This is a genomic window from Serratia sp. (in: enterobacteria) (genome assembly GCF_051654945.1).
In the GTDB taxonomy this organism is placed as follows: domain Bacteria; phylum Pseudomonadota; class Gammaproteobacteria; order Enterobacterales; family Enterobacteriaceae; genus Chania.
The window spans coordinates 218,563-235,059 of sequence record NZ_JBOFZA010000072.1 but is presented as its reverse complement, the minus strand read 5'-3'; the positions used below and the strand labels follow the sequence as shown (position 1 = coordinate 235,059).

The following is a 16,497-nucleotide window of genomic DNA, read 5'->3' as shown; positions in this document are numbered from 1 at the left end:
GCGATGAAAGTAATGATCCCCGCACTGGTTCTCAGTGCGCTGAGTTTTTCCGTTTTGGCGCAGGAAGCCACCGTCAGCAGTGAACTGATCAAACGGGGGGAGTATCTGGCCCGTGCCGGTGACTGCGTGGCTTGTCATACCAATGGTAAAAGTGGCGTGCCCTTTGCGGGTGGCCTGGCGATGGAGACGCCGATTGGCACCATCTACTCCACCAATATTACTCCAGACAAAAAAACTGGCATCGGTGACTACAGTTTCGAAGACTTTGACAATGCGGTACGCAAAGGCGTTGCGAAGAGTGGCAGTACCCTGTATCCGGCGATGCCGTATCCTTCGTTTGCCCTGGTGAAAGAGGATGACATGCGTGCCATGTACGCCTATTTCATGCATGGTGTGCTGCCGGTAGAGCAGGCCAATCAGGACTCCGATATTCCGTGGCCACTGTCCATGCGCTGGCCTCTTAGCCTCTGGCGTGGGATGTTTGCACCGACGCCGGCAGATTTCGCGGCCAATACCAACGCCGATCCGGTGATCGAACGTGGCCGCTATCTGGTCGAAGGGCTGGGGCACTGCGGAGCCTGCCATACGCCGCGCAGCCTGACCATGCAAGAAAAGGCGCTGAGCAACACGGAAGGGGATGATTACCTGTCCGGCAGCAACGCACCGATCGACGGTTGGGTGGCTTCCAGCCTGCGTGGCGAGAATAAAGACGGCTTGGGCACCTGGAGCGAGGCCGAACTGACCGAGTTCCTGAAAACCGGTCGTAACGATAAGTCGGTGGTATTCGGTGGCATGAGCGACGTGGTCGAACATAGTCTGCAATATCTCAGCGATGAGGATTTGACCGCGATCTCCCGCTATCTGAAAACTTTACCGCCGCAAGACGGGAAGCAACAGGCCGCACCGCGGGAAGACAGCGTCGCCAAAGATTTATGGCGCGGTAACGACAGCAAACCAGGAGCTGCGTTATACGTTGATAACTGCGCCGCTTGCCACCGTACCGATGGCGTTGGTTACCAGCGTGCCTTCCCGGCGTTGAAGGGCAATCCGGTGGTGCAGACGGAGGACGCGACTTCGCTCATCCATATTGTGTTGGTAGGCAATACCACACCAGCGGTGAAGGGCGCTGTTTCCAACCTCACCATGCCGCCGTTTGGCTGGCGTTTGAACGACCAGCAGGTTGCCGACGTGGTTAACTTTATCCGTTCAAGCTGGGGTAACGATGCCAAGGCAATCAGTGCCTCAGATGTGGCCGACGTGCGTAAAGATCGCTCAATCATCCGCAATGAGCAGGCGATGGGCAGCGCTGCTATCCCAGAGCCGGCACCGGTGGGTGCCAAGTAATACCCCTCACGCGAACCCTCTCCCAACAGGGAGAGGGGATCGAATGTGCTATAAATTATCTACCGTGATCATCCTCAGCATCCACGTTGTTACAGATTAACTTCTGGACCCACGCAGAGCGCCGCACTGGCTCCCTCGGCCTTGGGCGAGGGCAATTGCTCAACCTAAATAGATTAGATATTTTAATGGCTCTCTCAATTGGTTGACTTTTAATCTCTTTTATTGCCCTATTCCTGGGATATTTCTCTACAAAAATCGAATATAACCATCAAGTTTAGAGGGTTATATTGTTTGTTAAGGTTATGTGTTTGTTTTTATATGAATTTACATGCACTGTTTTTGCGAGTGAATACTAAGTTCTTTAATGATATTACTGTTGACTGCAAGGAGAGGTGATTGCAAGGGAGGTGGTAATGGTAATGCTGTTATTGGTGGTGATTTATGTTTCCATCGCTTTTGAGGTAGATAGGCGCAAGCGCCTTTGCATTGGTGCAGGCCGCAAATATGGTTACAAAAAGCGTATTCATTGGCAGAGGAAATGTGTCAGGTTAATCGACACGCTGCTGTTCAGAACTTGACTCTTTTAGAACCGTCATTCGACAAGGTTATTAAGATGCTGTCGTTTCGCTATTTTTCAACAGAGATTGCCTCAATCGCGGGGCATTCTCTATCTCCTTCCAGCTGAAGAAATCTGATATTTACCCCAATATTGTTTTTTCTACGCTTAAACCACTTCGCCTTTGATTTAAATCGGTTATCGATTCAGCCATAAATTAACCCGGTTTTACGGAGGTAAATATATGTTATTCCCATGTCTTTGGCTGAAACAACCCCTGGGTGATATTGACTCCTGCTATATTAAACAGTTGATTTATTCTTTTGTTGATTAATTTATGATCTTTTTGTTGTGTTATTTTCAGAATATTGCCCTGTTTATCAAGCTATCAACTGGTCTAACCAGGTCATCATATCGCTGATGTTTCCTAATGCATTGATTTTTATTGTATTAATGGTGGGTGAAATTACATATGACCCAAAAGCTTATCGGTGTTACTACTATTAATGACCAAGGAGAGCGAAGAGGGAGGAGACTATGACAATATTGATTGTAGTTCTATTGGTCATCGTTTATGTCTGTATCGCTTTCGAGGTTGCCAGAAGAAAGCGGCTCACTATGCGGACAGGGCGAAACTACACCGACAAAAAGCGCAGCGGCTTTAAAAAGAAATGCGCCAGATTAATCAAATTACTGTTCTTTCGGACATAGCGGCAACACCAGGGAATTCGATATTTTAGGCGACAGCGATCGCCTGGTGGATATCGACAAGCCGAAACCTTTTCATTTTCAACCTGTCGATTGACCGATGATTAATTCAAATCGGGCCGAACCGCCTTAAGATCGGCTGCAGTAAACACACCTTGCAGTGTACAGAGCAAAGACGCGGTGCCATCACTGTTTTTCTCAATAAAGAACAGCTTCTCGGCCGTTTGTTTGCCGGGAATAGAGCCGGAGCTAGGGTTGTTGTTAATGGTCCAGTTGCTGCTGTTGCTCTCTTTGATCATTGGGCCATGCACATAGGGGCCGTTATTGTTCAGCAACGGGACTTGTTTTCCGACTTTTTTTACCACCACGTCAAACGCTTCGTCGGTTTCAAAGCCCCAAAAATAGTATTCCCCCGCACCAGGATGATTTTTATCAATGTTGCTATACCTGCTGATATATCTGTTCAGCGTCAGATCGCCATCGCGGTAGCTTTTGGCATCCAAGGTGACATTGCCTTTTTCTTGGATCGGTTGGGCGTTGGCGAGCCGGATCAGGTTACCGATCTGCTTATTGCCTTTCATTTGATTGAAGAACGAACCATCGCAGGCTGCAAGGTTTTTAACCACCGTATCCGCAAGGGATGAAAAACTGACTAACAATGTGAGTGCCACCGCACCCGCCACATTTTTGCTAACCATACACGTCACCTTTATCAATAGATTGCACGGGATGCGGCCAAACGCTTAGCCAGTGCAGAAATGATCGGAATCAACCTAATTCATTATAGCCAGAGCTGTGATGCTGGGGGGAGGGCGTTCATGCGGTTTAGTACAAGGCAGGGCAACATTCAGACTATCCTGACGGATGCTGCTGCACCTGCGCAAATCTTGAGCGGGGAGGGCTATTTGTGATCCTGGCGGTAAAAACCGCCAAATCCGCTGTATGCATTCAGCCGCTGCTTTACTATGGGGTGATGACTGACTATTTGCCGAGGACATGGCCATGGAAAAAATCGACCTGCATATGCATTCCAACTACAGTGATGATGCGGACTTCCCGGTGGCGACGGTGATCGCCCGCTGCCAGGCCAATGGCATAGGTACCTTGGCGGTGACCGACCATAATAATGCCAATTCGGTGCCGGAGGCCAAGGCGTTGGCCTCATCCAGCCTTAATGTGCTGTCCGGTATCGAGATTGACTGCACCTTTGATGGACGTAACTTCCACTTGTTGGGTTACGGCTTTACCCCCAGCAATGACTTTGTGGAAATCTATGACAATTTCAGTGCCATCCAACGGGAACTGACGCCGTTAAAATTTGCCAAGCTGCGCGGGTTGAAATTCTATCTGGATGAGCAGCGGCTGGCGCAGGTCTGTGGTGGTGCTCTTCCGCAGGAAGAGCAGATGGGTGAGGTGATCCTTGAAGATCCGCGCAATGATGGTCATCCGTTGCTGATGCCTTATCGTCCCGGTGGCGAAAGATCCGATATGCCATTAATCAACTTTTACTGGGACTTTTTTGGCCCCGGAAAGGTTTGCTATATGCCCGTCACCTATCCGGCCATGAGCCGCATGGTGGAGGTGATCCGCCATAACGGGGGAATACCAATTCTGGCGCATATCGGTGCCAACGTTAAACAGGATCATACCCAGGTCATCGATGAGATGTTGAAGATTGGCGTGATGGGGGTTGAGGTATTCTCCAGCTATCATTCAGCAGAATTAGCCAGCCAGCTGTATGAGTTTACCGTTGGCCGTTCGGCGTTCGTTACCTGTGGCAGCGATTTCCACGGGCGTAACAAACCGAAAATAGAAGTCGGGCAATGTGCTTATGGCCCTGAGCATATCGACGAAATACGCCGGTTTGTTGCCGCCGCCAGCGCCTGAAACGAATCTATCCCACCTGGCTCGTGAGCGGCATTGGCTGCTCACGAAGCGCGCAGTTAATCGCCCAAACATAGACCATCCTGCAGATTTTCATTATCCTTTGCCGTCCTTTTATCAGGTGGAGCAATCTATACCCTATGGATTTCAAGTTGCAGCTAGGCGACAAGCTTACTCATCCCCAGGAGCTTACTTTTGTAAGTGACTGGGGTGAGTAAGTGCAGGTAACAACGCTGCTACTTGAAAGACGACGGGTATGTCTTGCCGTTAATATCCTGTTTTAAATAACCATTCTACGGAGAAGGGAGTTTCCGTCGGGCGCATTCGTTGGCGCTGTAGATTAAGGTAAGCTGTCTCATGAGTACGATTTCTCCAGATCATGGCGCGTTGGCCATTGCCCAACCCACCAAATGGAACAAGACCGACACCGTCTGGATGTTCGGGTTATACGCGACGGCCGTAGGGGCGGGCACCCTGTTTCTGCCCATCAATGCCGGTCTGAACGGCCCGCTGGTGCTGCTCTTGATGGCACTGTTCGCTTTTCCGCTAACCTATTTACCCCATCTGGCGCTAACCCGCTTTGTCCTTTCTGGCTCCAGCCGCGATGGTAATATTCAGGACGTGGTGGTCGAGCATTTCGGTGTACTGGCCGGCAAGATCATTATGGTCTTGTACCTGATGGCGTTTTTCCCCATCGTGCTGGTCTACAGCATTTCCATTACCAACGCGTTGGACAGTTTCCTGACCCACCAATTTCACTTCGCCCCGGTGCCCCGGATCTGGCTGAGTTTGGCGGTGGTGGTGGTGCTTAATCTGGTTCTGTTGCGCGGTAAGGATACCATCGTGGCCGCGATGGGCGTCCTGGTATTCCCACTGTTGGTGTTTCTAATGGGGATCTCGCTGTATCTGGTGCCCACCTGGCAGACCGAGAATTTTGTCGCTGGCTTGGCCAACACTCAGTTCAGCAGCCCGGACCTGTGGCACTCCTTATGGTTGGCCGTGCCGGTGATGGTGTTTTCCTTTAGCCACGCGCCGATTATTTCCTCGTTTGCCTCCACCCAGAAAAGCTTATACGGTGACAAGGCTGAGCGCCGCTGTGCGCGGATTATGCGTTACAGCTACATTTTGATTTGCGTGACCGTGCTGTTCTTCGTATTCAGCTGTGTGCTGAGCCTGTCACATCAGGAGATGGAGCAGGCGAAAGCGCAGAACATCACGGTGCTGACCACCTTGGCCAACAAATTTTCCAACCCGCTGATTGCCTATCTCGGGCCGGTAATGGCGATGTTGGCGATGGCAAAGTCCTATCTTGGCACCTCTTTGGGGGTGACCGAAGGAGCAACGAGCCTGATCGATGGGCTGACACGTACTGTCGGCAAGCCGCTGAGTTCTGCGACGACCCACCGTATCTCCGGCGTGGCGCTGTTCTTGCTCACCTGGGCGGCTACCGTCTGGAATCCGAGCGCCTTACATATTATTGAAACCATCAGCGGCCCGCTGATCGCGGTGATCCTGTTTATTCTACCGATGTATGCGGTGCGAGCGGTTCCGGCTATGCGCCGTTATCGTGCCTTGAGTAATGTCTTTGTGCTGGTGATGGGATTGATTGCGCTTTCCGCCCTGGTTTATGGGCTGGCATAGTGTTCGAACTGGCCCCGCAGTCGCGGGGCTGTTTGGTTAAGCCATTGGCGTGTAGGTAGAAATGAGTTCAAATATCCCGTTGATAATAAACTGGACGCCCATACACACCAGCAGGAAGCCCATCAGGCGGGAAATCGCCTCGATACCGCTTTTGCCAACCAGCTTCATGATCCCCGTAGAACTGCGTAAACAGACCCACAGAATGATCGCTATCGACAGGAAAATGGCCACCGGTGCGACATGCAATACCCAGTTGGCAAAACCCAACGTATTTTCGTGGACGCTGGATGCGGTGCTGATGATCATGGCGATGGTACCCGGCCCCGCGGTACTAGGCATGGCCAATGGTACAAAGGCGATATTGGCCGAGGTTTTCTTGTGCAGTTCCTGGGTTTTGCTTTCTACCTCCGGGGCTTCATCGGCACCTTGTTGTGGGAATAACATGCGAAAACCGATAAAGGCGACAATCAAGCCACCGGCGATCCGCAGGCCGGGGATGGAGATCCCAAAGGTGCTCATCACCACCTGGCCTGCATAGAACGCCACCGTCATGATAAAGAACACGTATACCGACGCCATCAGCGACTGACGGTTGCGCTCTTCGTTGGTCATATTGCCTGACAGGCCCAGCAGCAATGCCACGGTCGTCAGTGGGTTGGCTAGCGGCAACAGTAAGGCTAACCCTAGCCCGATGGCCTGAAACAACTGCAGAATACTCGACATAAACAGACCCCAATAAAACAATGAAACTCCGGCGTAGCCAGAGGATTAATTTAAACCACCCTCGTCAAACCAGGCGCTCAATTTTTTTATGCCGCCATACCAACCTATAGAACGTGGTCTGTAATGCCAACATCACTAAGTAGGCGATAGGGAAGGCCATCCATACGCCCTGTAGGCCAAAGCGATCACTGAGTAGATAGGCCGCAGGCAACTGCACGGCGACGATACACAGAATGGAAATCGTCACTGGCACCACCACGACACCGCTGGCGCGCATGATGCCACCGACGATCGCCTGGAAACCAAACACCAACATGCTCCACAGCATGATATGCAGTAAATGCTCCGCTTCTGCCAATACCACCGGGCTGGTGAGGAACAGGCCCAGGATCCAGTGTGACAGCAGGTAGACCAGAATGATCAACGAACCGGTCAGCCAAAGATTGATAAACAGCCCGGTACGCAAGATGGGGGCAATTCGTTCCGTTTTACCCGCGCCGATGGCCTGAGCGCCTAATATAGAGGCGGTAACGGCGATGGACAGGGCAGGGAATTGGACATAGTTCACGATCTGCGTCACTGCACCGTAGGCTGCCGTGGCATCCGAGCCGTGGCGGTTAACCAACGTCAGGATGATCAGTTCAGACATCGAAATTACCACCATTTGCAGACCGGTGGGCAAGCCAATACGTAACACTTTGCGTAGTACCACCATATCCAGTTTCATCGCCGCAAGCATGGCGCGATCGGGTGCCAACACGTGCTTTTTGCGGCGCAGGCGCACCGTCAGATACAGCATAGCCAGCACGTTACCCACCATGCCCGCCAGAGCGGCACTCTGAATGCCCATTGGGGCAAAGCCCAACCAGCCACGGATCAGGGCCGGAGTGAGCAGCAAGCCGACGATGGTGGACAGCAATAGGGCTAAAAGTGGCGAAACGGTATCACTGACGCCACGCAGCAACTGAGTGAACAGTACAAACACCAGTAGCAGCGGCATGATCAGCATCATGACGCGGGCGTAGGAAACGGCTTCTTCAAGCACGTCTGCGGGCGTGCCTAACGCCTGCAAAGCCTGGCGGGCAAACAGACTGCCAAAGACCGCTGCCAGCAAGCCAAGCAATACGCCGAGCATCAAGGCGGTACCGGCAATGGTTTTGACTTTTTCCGGTTCGTTCGCGCCCCACGCCTGCCCAATCAGCACCGAGGCACCGGCCCCGACGCCAATCACCAGTGAGATGAAGAAGAACACGACCGGGAACATCCCGGAGATGGCGGCCAATGCATGGGTGCCGAGCATCTGGCCAATGTAGATACCGTTGAGCGTGCCAGAAAATCCCTGCAGGAAGTTGGCCAGCACCATGGGCACCAAAAAGATCAGATAGATGCGCCAAAGGGGGGGCTGCTTATGCTGTGGACGGGTTTGCATTCAATGTTTTCCTGCGGCTGAAAGGCCTGTAAAGAGTACCAAGTGTGCTGACAAAGCGTTGCCCGGTTCCGAATGTAGGGGCGCTGCTCCCGCCTGGATATCAGATGTCATCATGGGAACGCATCGCGGGTCATCCAGGCTAAATGGGCCTGGATATCGGCAGGCCAATGCGCGGTGCGCTCGGCAAACAGATTGGCGTCATGACCAAACAGTGCGCGGGTGGCTTCTTCATACCCCGGCAAGGAACCGGCTATGGCGCTCATAAAGCGATAGACGTTCTCTTTGCTACGGCGTTCATTATCCTGCTCGACCGAAACACGTCTGGCTTCATCAACCAAACGACGTAGCGCCGCAGAAGCCCCGCCACGCTGTTGTGCCAGCCATTCCCAATGGCGCGGCAGGAGGGTCACTTCACGGGCAACCACGCCGAGTTTTGGCCGCCCAACCGAGGGCTGAGCTGCGGGTTCGCCGTCGGGTTCTGCAATATCCCCACCGGGCTGAGGCCAAACGTAGCCTGCTGGCCAAGGGTAATCCACCTGTGAGCCCGTGGCATCATCAAACACCAACAGGCCACCGGCAGTGAGATCCAACTTTGCCAGCGCCTGAGCAACTTCGCCATACGACCCGGCGGCTATCCGTTGATGCTGCAAGAATGCGGTACAGCTTGGCGTAGTAACAATTTTCATGCGCTTTATATCCGGGTTAAATTATTTTACCCGGGTAATTTGACTGAGGTGTATCTGGAAGTCAAGCGCGATCAATTATGCAGCAGGGTAAACTGCGCTTTATTTATCCTCCACAGATTTAATGTTACTATTCGCAAGGCTGTGAGCAGCCACTGGAGGTTCGCGTGTTATTAACGGACCAAGTCGTGCGTCAATCTGGCAATTGTGGGCGAGATATGGCGCATAACTGACTCAACACTAACCAAAATATCTGTACTGCATGTGATCTGTCGTGTGGGTCACCACTGTAGATAAGGAATTATTAATGCCTGTTATTACTCTTCCTGACGGAAGTCAGCGTCAATACGACCATGCCGTTTCCCCGCTGGATGTTGCCCGTGATATCGGTCCTGGCCTTGCCAAAGCCTGTATCGCCGGCCGCGTTAACGGTGAACTGGTTGATGCCAACGATGCGATCGAATCCGACGCGCAACTGGCCATCATCACCATCAAAGATGCCGAAGGCCTGGAAATCATGCGCCACTCTTGTGCGCACCTGCTGGGTCATGCGATCAAACAACTGTGGCCGGATACCAAAATGGCCATTGGTCCAGTGATCGACAACGGTTTCTACTACGACGTTGACCTCGACCATACCCTGACGCAGGAAGATCTGGATCTGCTGGAGAAGCGGATGCATGAATTGGCCGACAAAGATTATGACGTCATCAAGAAAAAAGTGAGCTGGCAGGAAGCCCGCGACACCTTCGCAGCCCGTGGCGAAAGCTACAAGGTGGCGATTCTGGATGAAAATATCAGCCATGACGACCAGCCTGGCCTGTATCATCACGAAGAATACGTGGATATGTGCCGTGGCCCGCACGTGCCGAACATGCGTTTCTGCCACCATTTCAAACTGCAGAAAACCTCCGGTGCCTACTGGCGTGGCGACAGCAAAAATAAAATGCTGCAACGTGTCTACGGCACTGCCTGGGCAGACAAGAAGCAGCTGAACGCCTACTTGCAACGCCTGGAAGAAGCGGCCAAGCGTGACCACCGCAAGATCGGCAAGCAGCTCGACCTGTATCATATGCAGGAAGAGGCACCTGGCATGGTGTTCTGGCATAACGACGGCTGGACTATCTTCCGTGAACTGGAAGCCTTTGTGCGCATGAAGCTCAAAGAGCACCAGTATCAGGAAGTGAAAGGGCCGTTCATGATGGACCGTGTGCTGTGGGAAAAAACCGGCCACTGGGAAAACTACAAAGACGCCATGTTCACCACCTCTTCCGAGAACCGTGAATATTGCATCAAGCCGATGAACTGCCCGGGCCACGTGCAGATCTTCAACCAGGGCTTGAAATCCTACCGTGACCTGCCGCTGCGTATGGGCGAGTTCGGTAGCTGCCACCGTAACGAACCATCCGGTTCGCTGCATGGCCTGATGCGTGTGCGTGGCTTTACTCAGGATGATGCCCACATCTTCTGTACCGAAGATCAGGTGCGTTCCGAAGTGAACGACTGCATCAAAATGGTCTACGATATGTACGGTGTGTTTGGCTTTGAAAAGATCGTGGTGAAACTCTCCACCCGTCCTGAAAAGCGCATCGGTACTGATGAAATGTGGACTCGAGCTGAAAACGATCTGGCCGCTGCGCTGACTGAAAACGGGATTCCGTTTGAATATCAGCCGGGTGAGGGCGCTTTCTACGGACCAAAAATTGAATTTACCTTGCATGATTGTTTGGATCGCGCATGGCAATGTGGTACCGTGCAACTCGATTTCTTCTTACCGGGCCGTTTAGGCGCGTCGTATGTTGGCGAAAACAACGAACGCGTGGTCCCGGTAATGATCCACCGTGCTATTCTTGGCTCCATGGAGCGCTTCATCGGTATCCTTACCGAAGAATATGCCGGTTTCTACCCAACCTGGATTGCTCCAGTGCAGGTAGTGGTGATGAATATCACCGACAGCCAGTCTGATTATGTCCAGCAATTGACCAAAAAACTGCAAGATGCAGGGATTCGGGCAAAAGCGGACTTGAGAAACGAGAAGATTGGCTTTAAAATTCGCGAACATACTTTACGACGGGTTCCATACATGTTGGTGTGCGGTGATAAAGAGGTCGAATCAGGCAAAGTTGCCGTTCGTACCCGCCGTGGCAAAGACCTGGGGAGCCTGGACGTACAAGAAGTCGTAGACAAGCTGCTACATGAGATCCGCAGCCGAAGTCTTCATCAACTGGAGGAATAAAGTATTAAAGGCGGAAAACGAGTTCAACCGGCGCGTCCAAATCGCATTAACAAAGAAATTCGCGCGCAAGAAGTTCGCCTAACCGGCGTCGATGGCGAGCAGATTGGTATTGTCAGTCTGAATGAAGCTCTTGAAAAAGCTGAGGAAGCGGGTGTTGATTTAGTAGAAATCAGCCCAAATGCCGAACCGCCAGTTTGCCGGATCATGGATTACGGCAAATTCCTCTACGAGAAGAGCAAGTCGACCAAAGAACAGAAGAAGAAGCAAAAAGTTATCCAGGTTAAGGAAATCAAATTCCGTCCTGGCACCGATGATGGCGACTATCAGGTCAAACTACGCAACCTGATTCGCTTTCTGGAAGATGGCGATAAAGCCAAGATCACCCTGCGTTTCCGTGGGCGTGAAATGGCGCACCAGCAGATCGGTATGGAAGTGCTTAACCGCGTCCGTAAAGACCTGTGTGAAGATATTGATCTGGCAGTTGTCGAATCCTTCCCTACTCGGATCGAAGGCCGTCAGATGATTATGGTGCTCGCACCCAAGAAGAAACAGTAAGGCTTCCAAGTAATCGAACCCGCGCCGTGCAAGCGTGCGTGGGTTTTATTCGCCTCACTGATTCGTTGTTTAACAATGCGAAGTGGATTTAATTAACATGCCAAAGATTAAAACTGTACGTGGTGCAGCCAAGCGCTTCAAAAAGACCGGCAGCGGTGGTTTTAAGCGCAAACATGCTAACCTGCGTCATATTCTGACCAAAAAAGCAACCAAGCGTAAACGTCATCTGCGTCCGAAAGGCATGGTGTCTAAAAACGATCTGGTCCTGGTTATCGCGTGCCTGCCGTACGCATAAGCCACATTTTTTGAATCTAGAATAAGACTTTAGGAGAGAGCATATGGCTCGCGTAAAACGTGGTGTAATTGCACGCGCACGTCACAAGAAAATACTGAAACAAGCGAAAGGTTACTACGGTGCCCGTTCGCGCGTTTATCGTGTTGCCTTCCAGGCAGTAATCAAAGCAGGTCAGTATGCTTACCGTGACCGTCGTCAACGTAAGCGTCAGTTCCGTCAGCTGTGGATTGCACGTATCAACGCAGCTGCTCGTCAGAACGGCTTGTCTTACAGCAAATTCATTAACGGCTTGAAAAAAGCTTCTATTGAAATTGACCGTAAGATCCTGGCTGACATCGCAGTATTCGACAAAGTGGCCTTCGGCGCACTGGTTGAAAAAGCGAAAGCAGCACTGGCGTAAGCTAGTTGAAAAGAGGGAGCTTGCTCCCTCTTTTACTATTTGTTATCACTACAGATATTGACTTTTACTGGCTGGCGCTATAACACTGGTAGCCAAGCTAACGACTAAGGTACGACAACCATGCACGCTGTTATTTTCCGCTTCTTTTTTTACTTTAGCGCCTGACTTCAGGAGGCTTTGCGCGTAAGAAAAGAAACGGAAAGTAGCGCCTAAGCCTCCCAAGTGGAGGCTTTTTTGTTTCCGCTCATCGCCAATGAGTGCTTTGGGGATGAGTGCCAGGTGTGTTCGAAAAATCACAATAATTACTTAGCGGGCCATAGGGCCAGAGGAAGAGGAAAGCAATGTCACATCTCGCAGAGCTGGTTGCCAACGCCAAGGCAGCCGTAGACGATGCCCAAGATGTTGCCGCGTTGGATTTGGTACGCGTCGAATATTTTGGCAAGAAAGGTCATTTCACCTTACAGATGCAGTCCCTGCGTGAAGTGCCAGCGGAAGAGCGCCCGGCAGCCGGGGCGGTGATCAACCAGGCAAAACAGGAAGTTCAGGATGCGCTGAACGCGCGCAAGAACGCGTTGGAGTCTGCGGTACTGAACGCCCGCCTGGCGGCGGAGACCATCGATGTCTCGCTGCCGGGGCGTCGCCTGGAGAACGGTGGCCTGCACCCGGTCACCCGCACCATCGATCGCATTGAAACCTTCTTTGGTGAGCTGGGCTTCTCGGTAGAGACCGGCCCGGAAATCGAAGATGACTATCATAACTTCGATGCGCTGAACATCCCCGGGCACCACCCGGCGCGCGCCGATCATGACACCTTCTGGTTTGATGCCACGCGTCTGCTGCGCACCCAGACCTCGGGCGTGCAGATCCGCACCATGAAGAACCAGCAGCCACCAATCCGCATCATTGCGCCGGGCCGTGTGTATCGTAACGACTACGATCAGACGCACACCCCGATGTTCCATCAGATGGAAGGGCTGATTGTCGATAAAGACATCAGCTTTACCAATCTGAAAGGGACGCTGCACGATTTCCTGAACAACTTCTTTGAAGAAGACCTGCAGGTGCGTTTCCGTCCTTCCTATTTCCCGTTCACCGAGCCTTCTGCCGAAGTGGACGTGATGGGCAAGAACGGCAAGTGGCTGGAAGTGTTAGGCTGCGGCATGGTGCACCCGAACGTACTGCGCAACGTGGGCATCGATCCGGAAATCTATTCCGGTTTTGCCTTCGGCATGGGTATGGAGCGTCTGACGATGCTGCGTTACGGTGTCACCGATCTGCGTGCGTTCTTCGAAAACGATCTGCGTTTCCTCAAACAGTTTAAGTAAGGCGGGAATATCACATGAAATTCAGTGAACTCTGGTTGCGCGAGTGGGTAAACCCGGCCATCAGCAGCGAAGCATTATCCGATCAAATCACCATGGCTGGCCTGGAAGTGGACGGCGTTGAGCCGGTGGCTGGCGTGTTCAACGGCGTGGTCGTGGGCCACGTGGTGGAGTGCGGTCAGCACCCGAACGCCGACAAACTGCGCGTTACCAAAGTGGACGTGGGCGGCGAACGCCTGTTAGACATCGTTTGTGGTGCGCCAAACTGCCGTGTTGGCCTGAAAGTGGCTGTTGCTACCGTCGGTGCCGTGCTGCCGGGTGATTTCAAAATCAAAGCCGCCAAGCTGCGTGGCGAGCCTTCCGAAGGTATGCTGTGTTCGTTCTCCGAACTGGCGATTTCCGACGATCATGGTGGCATCATCGAGCTGCCGCAAGATGCGCCGATCGGTACCGATATCCGCGATTATCTGCAACTGAACGATAGCGCGATCGAAATCAGCGTTACGCCGAACCGTGCCGATTGCCTGGGCATCATTGGCGTAGCGCGCGACGTTGCCGTGCTGAACCAACTGCCGCTCACCGAGCCGGATATGAGCCCGGTTGCAGCCACCATCACCGACACGCTGCCAATCCGCGTAGAGGCTCCACAAGCCTGCCCACGTTACCTTGGCCGCGTAGTGAAAGGCATCAACGTGAAGGCACCTTCACCGCTGTGGATGCGTGAGAAGCTGCGCCGCGCCGGTATTCGCTCGATTGATGCCGTGGTAGACGTGACCAACTACGTGCTGATGGAGCTGGGCCAGCCAATGCACGCTTTTGACCTCAATCGCATTGAAGGCGGTATCGTGGTGCGTATGGCCCGCGAAGGTGAAACCCTGCGTCTGCTGGATGGCAACGAAGCCAAATTGCAGGCGGATACGCTGGTGATTGCCGATGAGCAAAAAGCGCTGGCAATGGGCGGTATCTTTGGTGGCGAGCATTCCGGCGTGAATGACGAAACCCAGGATGTGCTGCTGGAATGCGCCTTCTTCAGCCCGCTGTCGATTACTGGCCGCGCTCGCCGTCATGGCCTGCATACCGACGCCTCCCATCGTTACGAGCGTGGCGTTGACCCGGCACTGCAACATAAAGCGATGGAGCGTGCCACACGCCTGCTGATCGAGATCTGCGGTGGTCAGGCTGGCCCAATCATTGATGTCAGCGATGAAAGCACCTTACCGAAGCGTGCCACCATTGCGCTGCGCCGTGAAAAGCTGGACCGCCTGATTGGCCACGTGGTCCCAAGTGAGCAGGTGAGCGATATTCTGCGCCGCCTGGGTTGTCAGGTTACCGAGCAGGGTGACAACTGGCTGGCGGTCGCACCAAGCTGGCGTTTCGATATGGAGATCGAAGAAGATCTGGTGGAAGAAGTGGCCCGCGTGTATGGCTACAACAACATCCCGGATGTGCCTGTGCGCGCCGATCTGGTGATGACCAAACACCGTGAAGCCGATCTGACGCTGAAGCGTGTGAAGACCATGTTGGTCGATCATGGCTATCAGGAAGCAATTACTTACAGTTTTGTCGACCCGAAAGTACAGGCGCTGTTGCACCCAGCTGAAGAAGCGTTGATCCTGCCAAGCCCTATCTCGGTAGAGATGTCTGCCATGCGTCTGTCGCTGTGGACGGGCCTGCTGTCGGCGGTGGTTTATAACCAGAATCGCCAGCAAACGCGTGTGCGCCTGTTTGAGAGCGGGCTGCGCTTTGTGCCTGATACTGCGGCGAATCTGGGGATCCGTCAGGATGTCATGCTGGCTGGCGTGATTGCCGGGCATACCCATGATGAACATTGGGATCTGGCAAGAAAGCCGGTGGACTTCTATGATTTGAAAGGGGATCTGGAGTCGGTACTGGAGCTGACCGGTAAATTATCCGAAATTCAGTTCAAGGCACAATCCAATCCAGCCCTGCATCCTGGGCAGAGTGCGGCCATTTATTTACACGGCGAACGTGTCGGTTTTATCGGTGTTGTGCACCCAGAACTTGAACGTAAACTGGATCTTAACGGCCGAACTGTGGTATTTGAATTGGAGTGGAACAAGGTCGCAAGCCGCGCCGTGCCTCAGGCCCGAGAGGTTTCTCGCTTCCCTGCAAACCGCCGCGATATCGCCGTTGTAGTGGCTGAAAACGTCGCCGCAGAAGATATTTTGGCAGAGTGTAAGAAAGTTGGCGCAAATCAGGTAGTTGGCGTAAACTTGTTTGATGTGTACCGTGGCAAGGGCGTAGCTGAGGGTTATAAGAGCCTGGCTATCAGTCTGGTATTGCAGGATACCGCCCGTACACTGGAAGAAGAGGAGATTGCCGCTACCGTTGCAAAATGTGTAGAGGCTCTAAAACAGCGATTCCAAGCATCCTTGAGGGATTGAACCTATGGCGCTTACTAAAGCTGAAATGTCAGAACACCTGTTTGAGAAGCTAGGGCTTAGCAAACGGGATGCCAAAGACCTGGTAGAACTGTTCTTTGAAGAGGTCCGTCGGGCTCTGGAGAATGGGGAACAGGTCAAGCTGTCTGGTTTTGGCAATTTTGATTTGCGAGACAAGAACCAACGTCCGGGACGCAACCCGAAAACCGGTGAGGACATTCCGATTACGGCGCGCCGCGTGGTCACTTTCCGTCCGGGACAGAAACTGAAAAGCCGGGTGGAGAACGCCAGCCCGAAAGAGTAAGTTACACAACGCCAA

General features: G+C 52.8%; 16 protein-coding genes and 1 other annotated feature. Of the genes, 12 read left to right on the top strand and 4 right to left on the bottom strand.

Annotation, left to right across the window (positions count from 1 at the left end; genetic code table 11):
* The first annotated feature begins 3 nt into the window (after positions 1-3).
* Positions 4-1,344 carry a c-type cytochrome gene (locus tag ACRDCA_RS11550; protein ID WP_438689629.1) on the top strand — a complete coding sequence of 447 codons (1,341 nt, stop codon included), beginning with the start codon at positions 4-6 and terminating at the stop codon, positions 1,342-1,344.
* 413 nt (positions 1,345-1,757) lie between these two features.
* On the top strand, positions 1,758-1,922 hold the full coding sequence (locus ACRDCA_RS11545) for a hypothetical protein (protein ID WP_438689628.1): 165 nt from the start codon (positions 1,758-1,760) through the stop codon (positions 1,920-1,922).
* Between the two features lie 790 nt (positions 1,923-2,712).
* Here ACRDCA_RS11545 and ACRDCA_RS11540 read toward each other — a convergent pair.
* Positions 2,713-3,291: a hypothetical protein gene (locus tag ACRDCA_RS11540; RefSeq protein WP_438689627.1), complete on the bottom strand. Its 579-nt coding sequence runs from the start codon at positions 3,289-3,291 to the stop codon at positions 2,713-2,715.
* Positions 3,292-3,610: 319 nt separating this feature from the next.
* Here ACRDCA_RS11540 and ACRDCA_RS11535 point away from each other — a divergent pair, with 319 nt between their 5' ends.
* Positions 3,611-4,495 (top strand): PHP domain-containing protein, encoded by an 885-nt coding sequence (locus ACRDCA_RS11535; RefSeq protein WP_438689626.1) that lies wholly within the window; start codon positions 3,611-3,613, stop codon positions 4,493-4,495.
* Between the two features lie 354 nt (positions 4,496-4,849).
* On the top strand, positions 4,850-6,133 hold the full coding sequence (locus tag ACRDCA_RS11530) for an HAAAP family serine/threonine permease (protein ID WP_438689625.1): 1,284 nt from the start codon (positions 4,850-4,852) through the stop codon (positions 6,131-6,133).
* Positions 6,134-6,169: 36 nt separating this feature from the next.
* On the opposite strand, the gene ACRDCA_RS11525 is transcribed toward ACRDCA_RS11530, so the two are convergent.
* The 3 genes from ACRDCA_RS11525 to ACRDCA_RS11515 all read right to left on the bottom strand — a co-directional run bounded on the left by ACRDCA_RS11525 (position 6,170) and on the right by ACRDCA_RS11515 (position 8,971).
* Positions 6,170-6,856, bottom strand: a complete 687-nt coding sequence (locus ACRDCA_RS11525; protein ID WP_438689624.1) for a MarC family NAAT transporter — start codon at positions 6,854-6,856, stop codon at positions 6,170-6,172.
* Positions 6,857-6,920: 64 nt separating this feature from the next.
* A complete protein-coding gene (locus tag ACRDCA_RS11520; protein ID WP_438689623.1) occupies positions 6,921-8,285 on the bottom strand; it encodes an MATE family efflux transporter in 1,365 nt (454 codons plus the stop codon).
* A 110-nt stretch (positions 8,286-8,395) separates the two neighbouring features.
* The gene (locus ACRDCA_RS11515; protein ID WP_438689622.1) at positions 8,396-8,971 is read right to left on the bottom strand and encodes a DUF2239 family protein; all 576 of its coding nucleotides are present in this window, start codon (positions 8,969-8,971) and stop codon (positions 8,396-8,398) included.
* Positions 8,972-9,275: 304 nt separating this feature from the next.
* Here ACRDCA_RS11515 and thrS point away from each other — a divergent pair, with 304 nt between their 5' ends.
* The 8 genes from thrS to ihfA all read left to right on the top strand — a co-directional run bounded on the left by thrS (position 9,276) and on the right by ihfA (position 16,482).
* Entirely contained in the window at positions 9,276-11,204 is a 1,929-nt protein-coding gene (thrS, locus tag ACRDCA_RS11510; RefSeq protein WP_411752516.1) for a threonine--tRNA ligase, read from the top strand.
* Between the two features lie 3 nt (positions 11,205-11,207).
* Positions 11,208-11,759, top strand: coding sequence for a translation initiation factor IF-3 (infC, locus tag ACRDCA_RS11505; RefSeq protein ID WP_071683678.1), 552 nt, complete (start codon positions 11,208-11,210; stop codon positions 11,757-11,759).
* Positions 11,760-11,856: 97 nt separating this feature from the next.
* On the top strand, positions 11,857-12,054 hold the full coding sequence (rpmI, locus tag ACRDCA_RS11500) for a 50S ribosomal protein L35 (protein ID WP_024485856.1): 198 nt from the start codon (positions 11,857-11,859) through the stop codon (positions 12,052-12,054).
* A 43-nt stretch (positions 12,055-12,097) separates the two neighbouring features.
* Positions 12,098-12,454 carry a 50S ribosomal protein L20 gene (rplT, locus tag ACRDCA_RS11495; RefSeq protein ID WP_004963673.1) on the top strand — a complete coding sequence of 119 codons (357 nt, stop codon included), beginning with the start codon at positions 12,098-12,100 and terminating at the stop codon, positions 12,452-12,454.
* A gap of 114 nt (positions 12,455-12,568) precedes the next feature.
* Positions 12,569-12,693 (top strand) — a sequence feature (Phe leader region).
* On the top strand, positions 12,575-12,619 hold the full coding sequence (gene pheM, locus ACRDCA_RS11490) for a pheST operon leader peptide PheM (RefSeq protein WP_121608962.1): 45 nt from the start codon (positions 12,575-12,577) through the stop codon (positions 12,617-12,619). Its footprint overlaps the feature before it by 45 nt.
* A 102-nt stretch (positions 12,694-12,795) precedes the next feature.
* Positions 12,796-13,779 (top strand): phenylalanine--tRNA ligase subunit alpha, encoded by a 984-nt coding sequence (gene pheS, locus ACRDCA_RS11485; protein ID WP_438689621.1) that lies wholly within the window; start codon positions 12,796-12,798, stop codon positions 13,777-13,779.
* A gap of 14 nt (positions 13,780-13,793) precedes the next feature.
* Entirely contained in the window at positions 13,794-16,181 is a 2,388-nt protein-coding gene (pheT, locus tag ACRDCA_RS11480) for a phenylalanine--tRNA ligase subunit beta (protein ID WP_438689620.1), read from the top strand.
* 4 nt (positions 16,182-16,185) lie between these two features.
* Positions 16,186-16,482 (top strand): integration host factor subunit alpha, encoded by a 297-nt coding sequence (gene ihfA, locus ACRDCA_RS11475; RefSeq protein WP_004943604.1) that lies wholly within the window; start codon positions 16,186-16,188, stop codon positions 16,480-16,482.
* Positions 16,483-16,497: the final 15 nt, after the last annotated feature.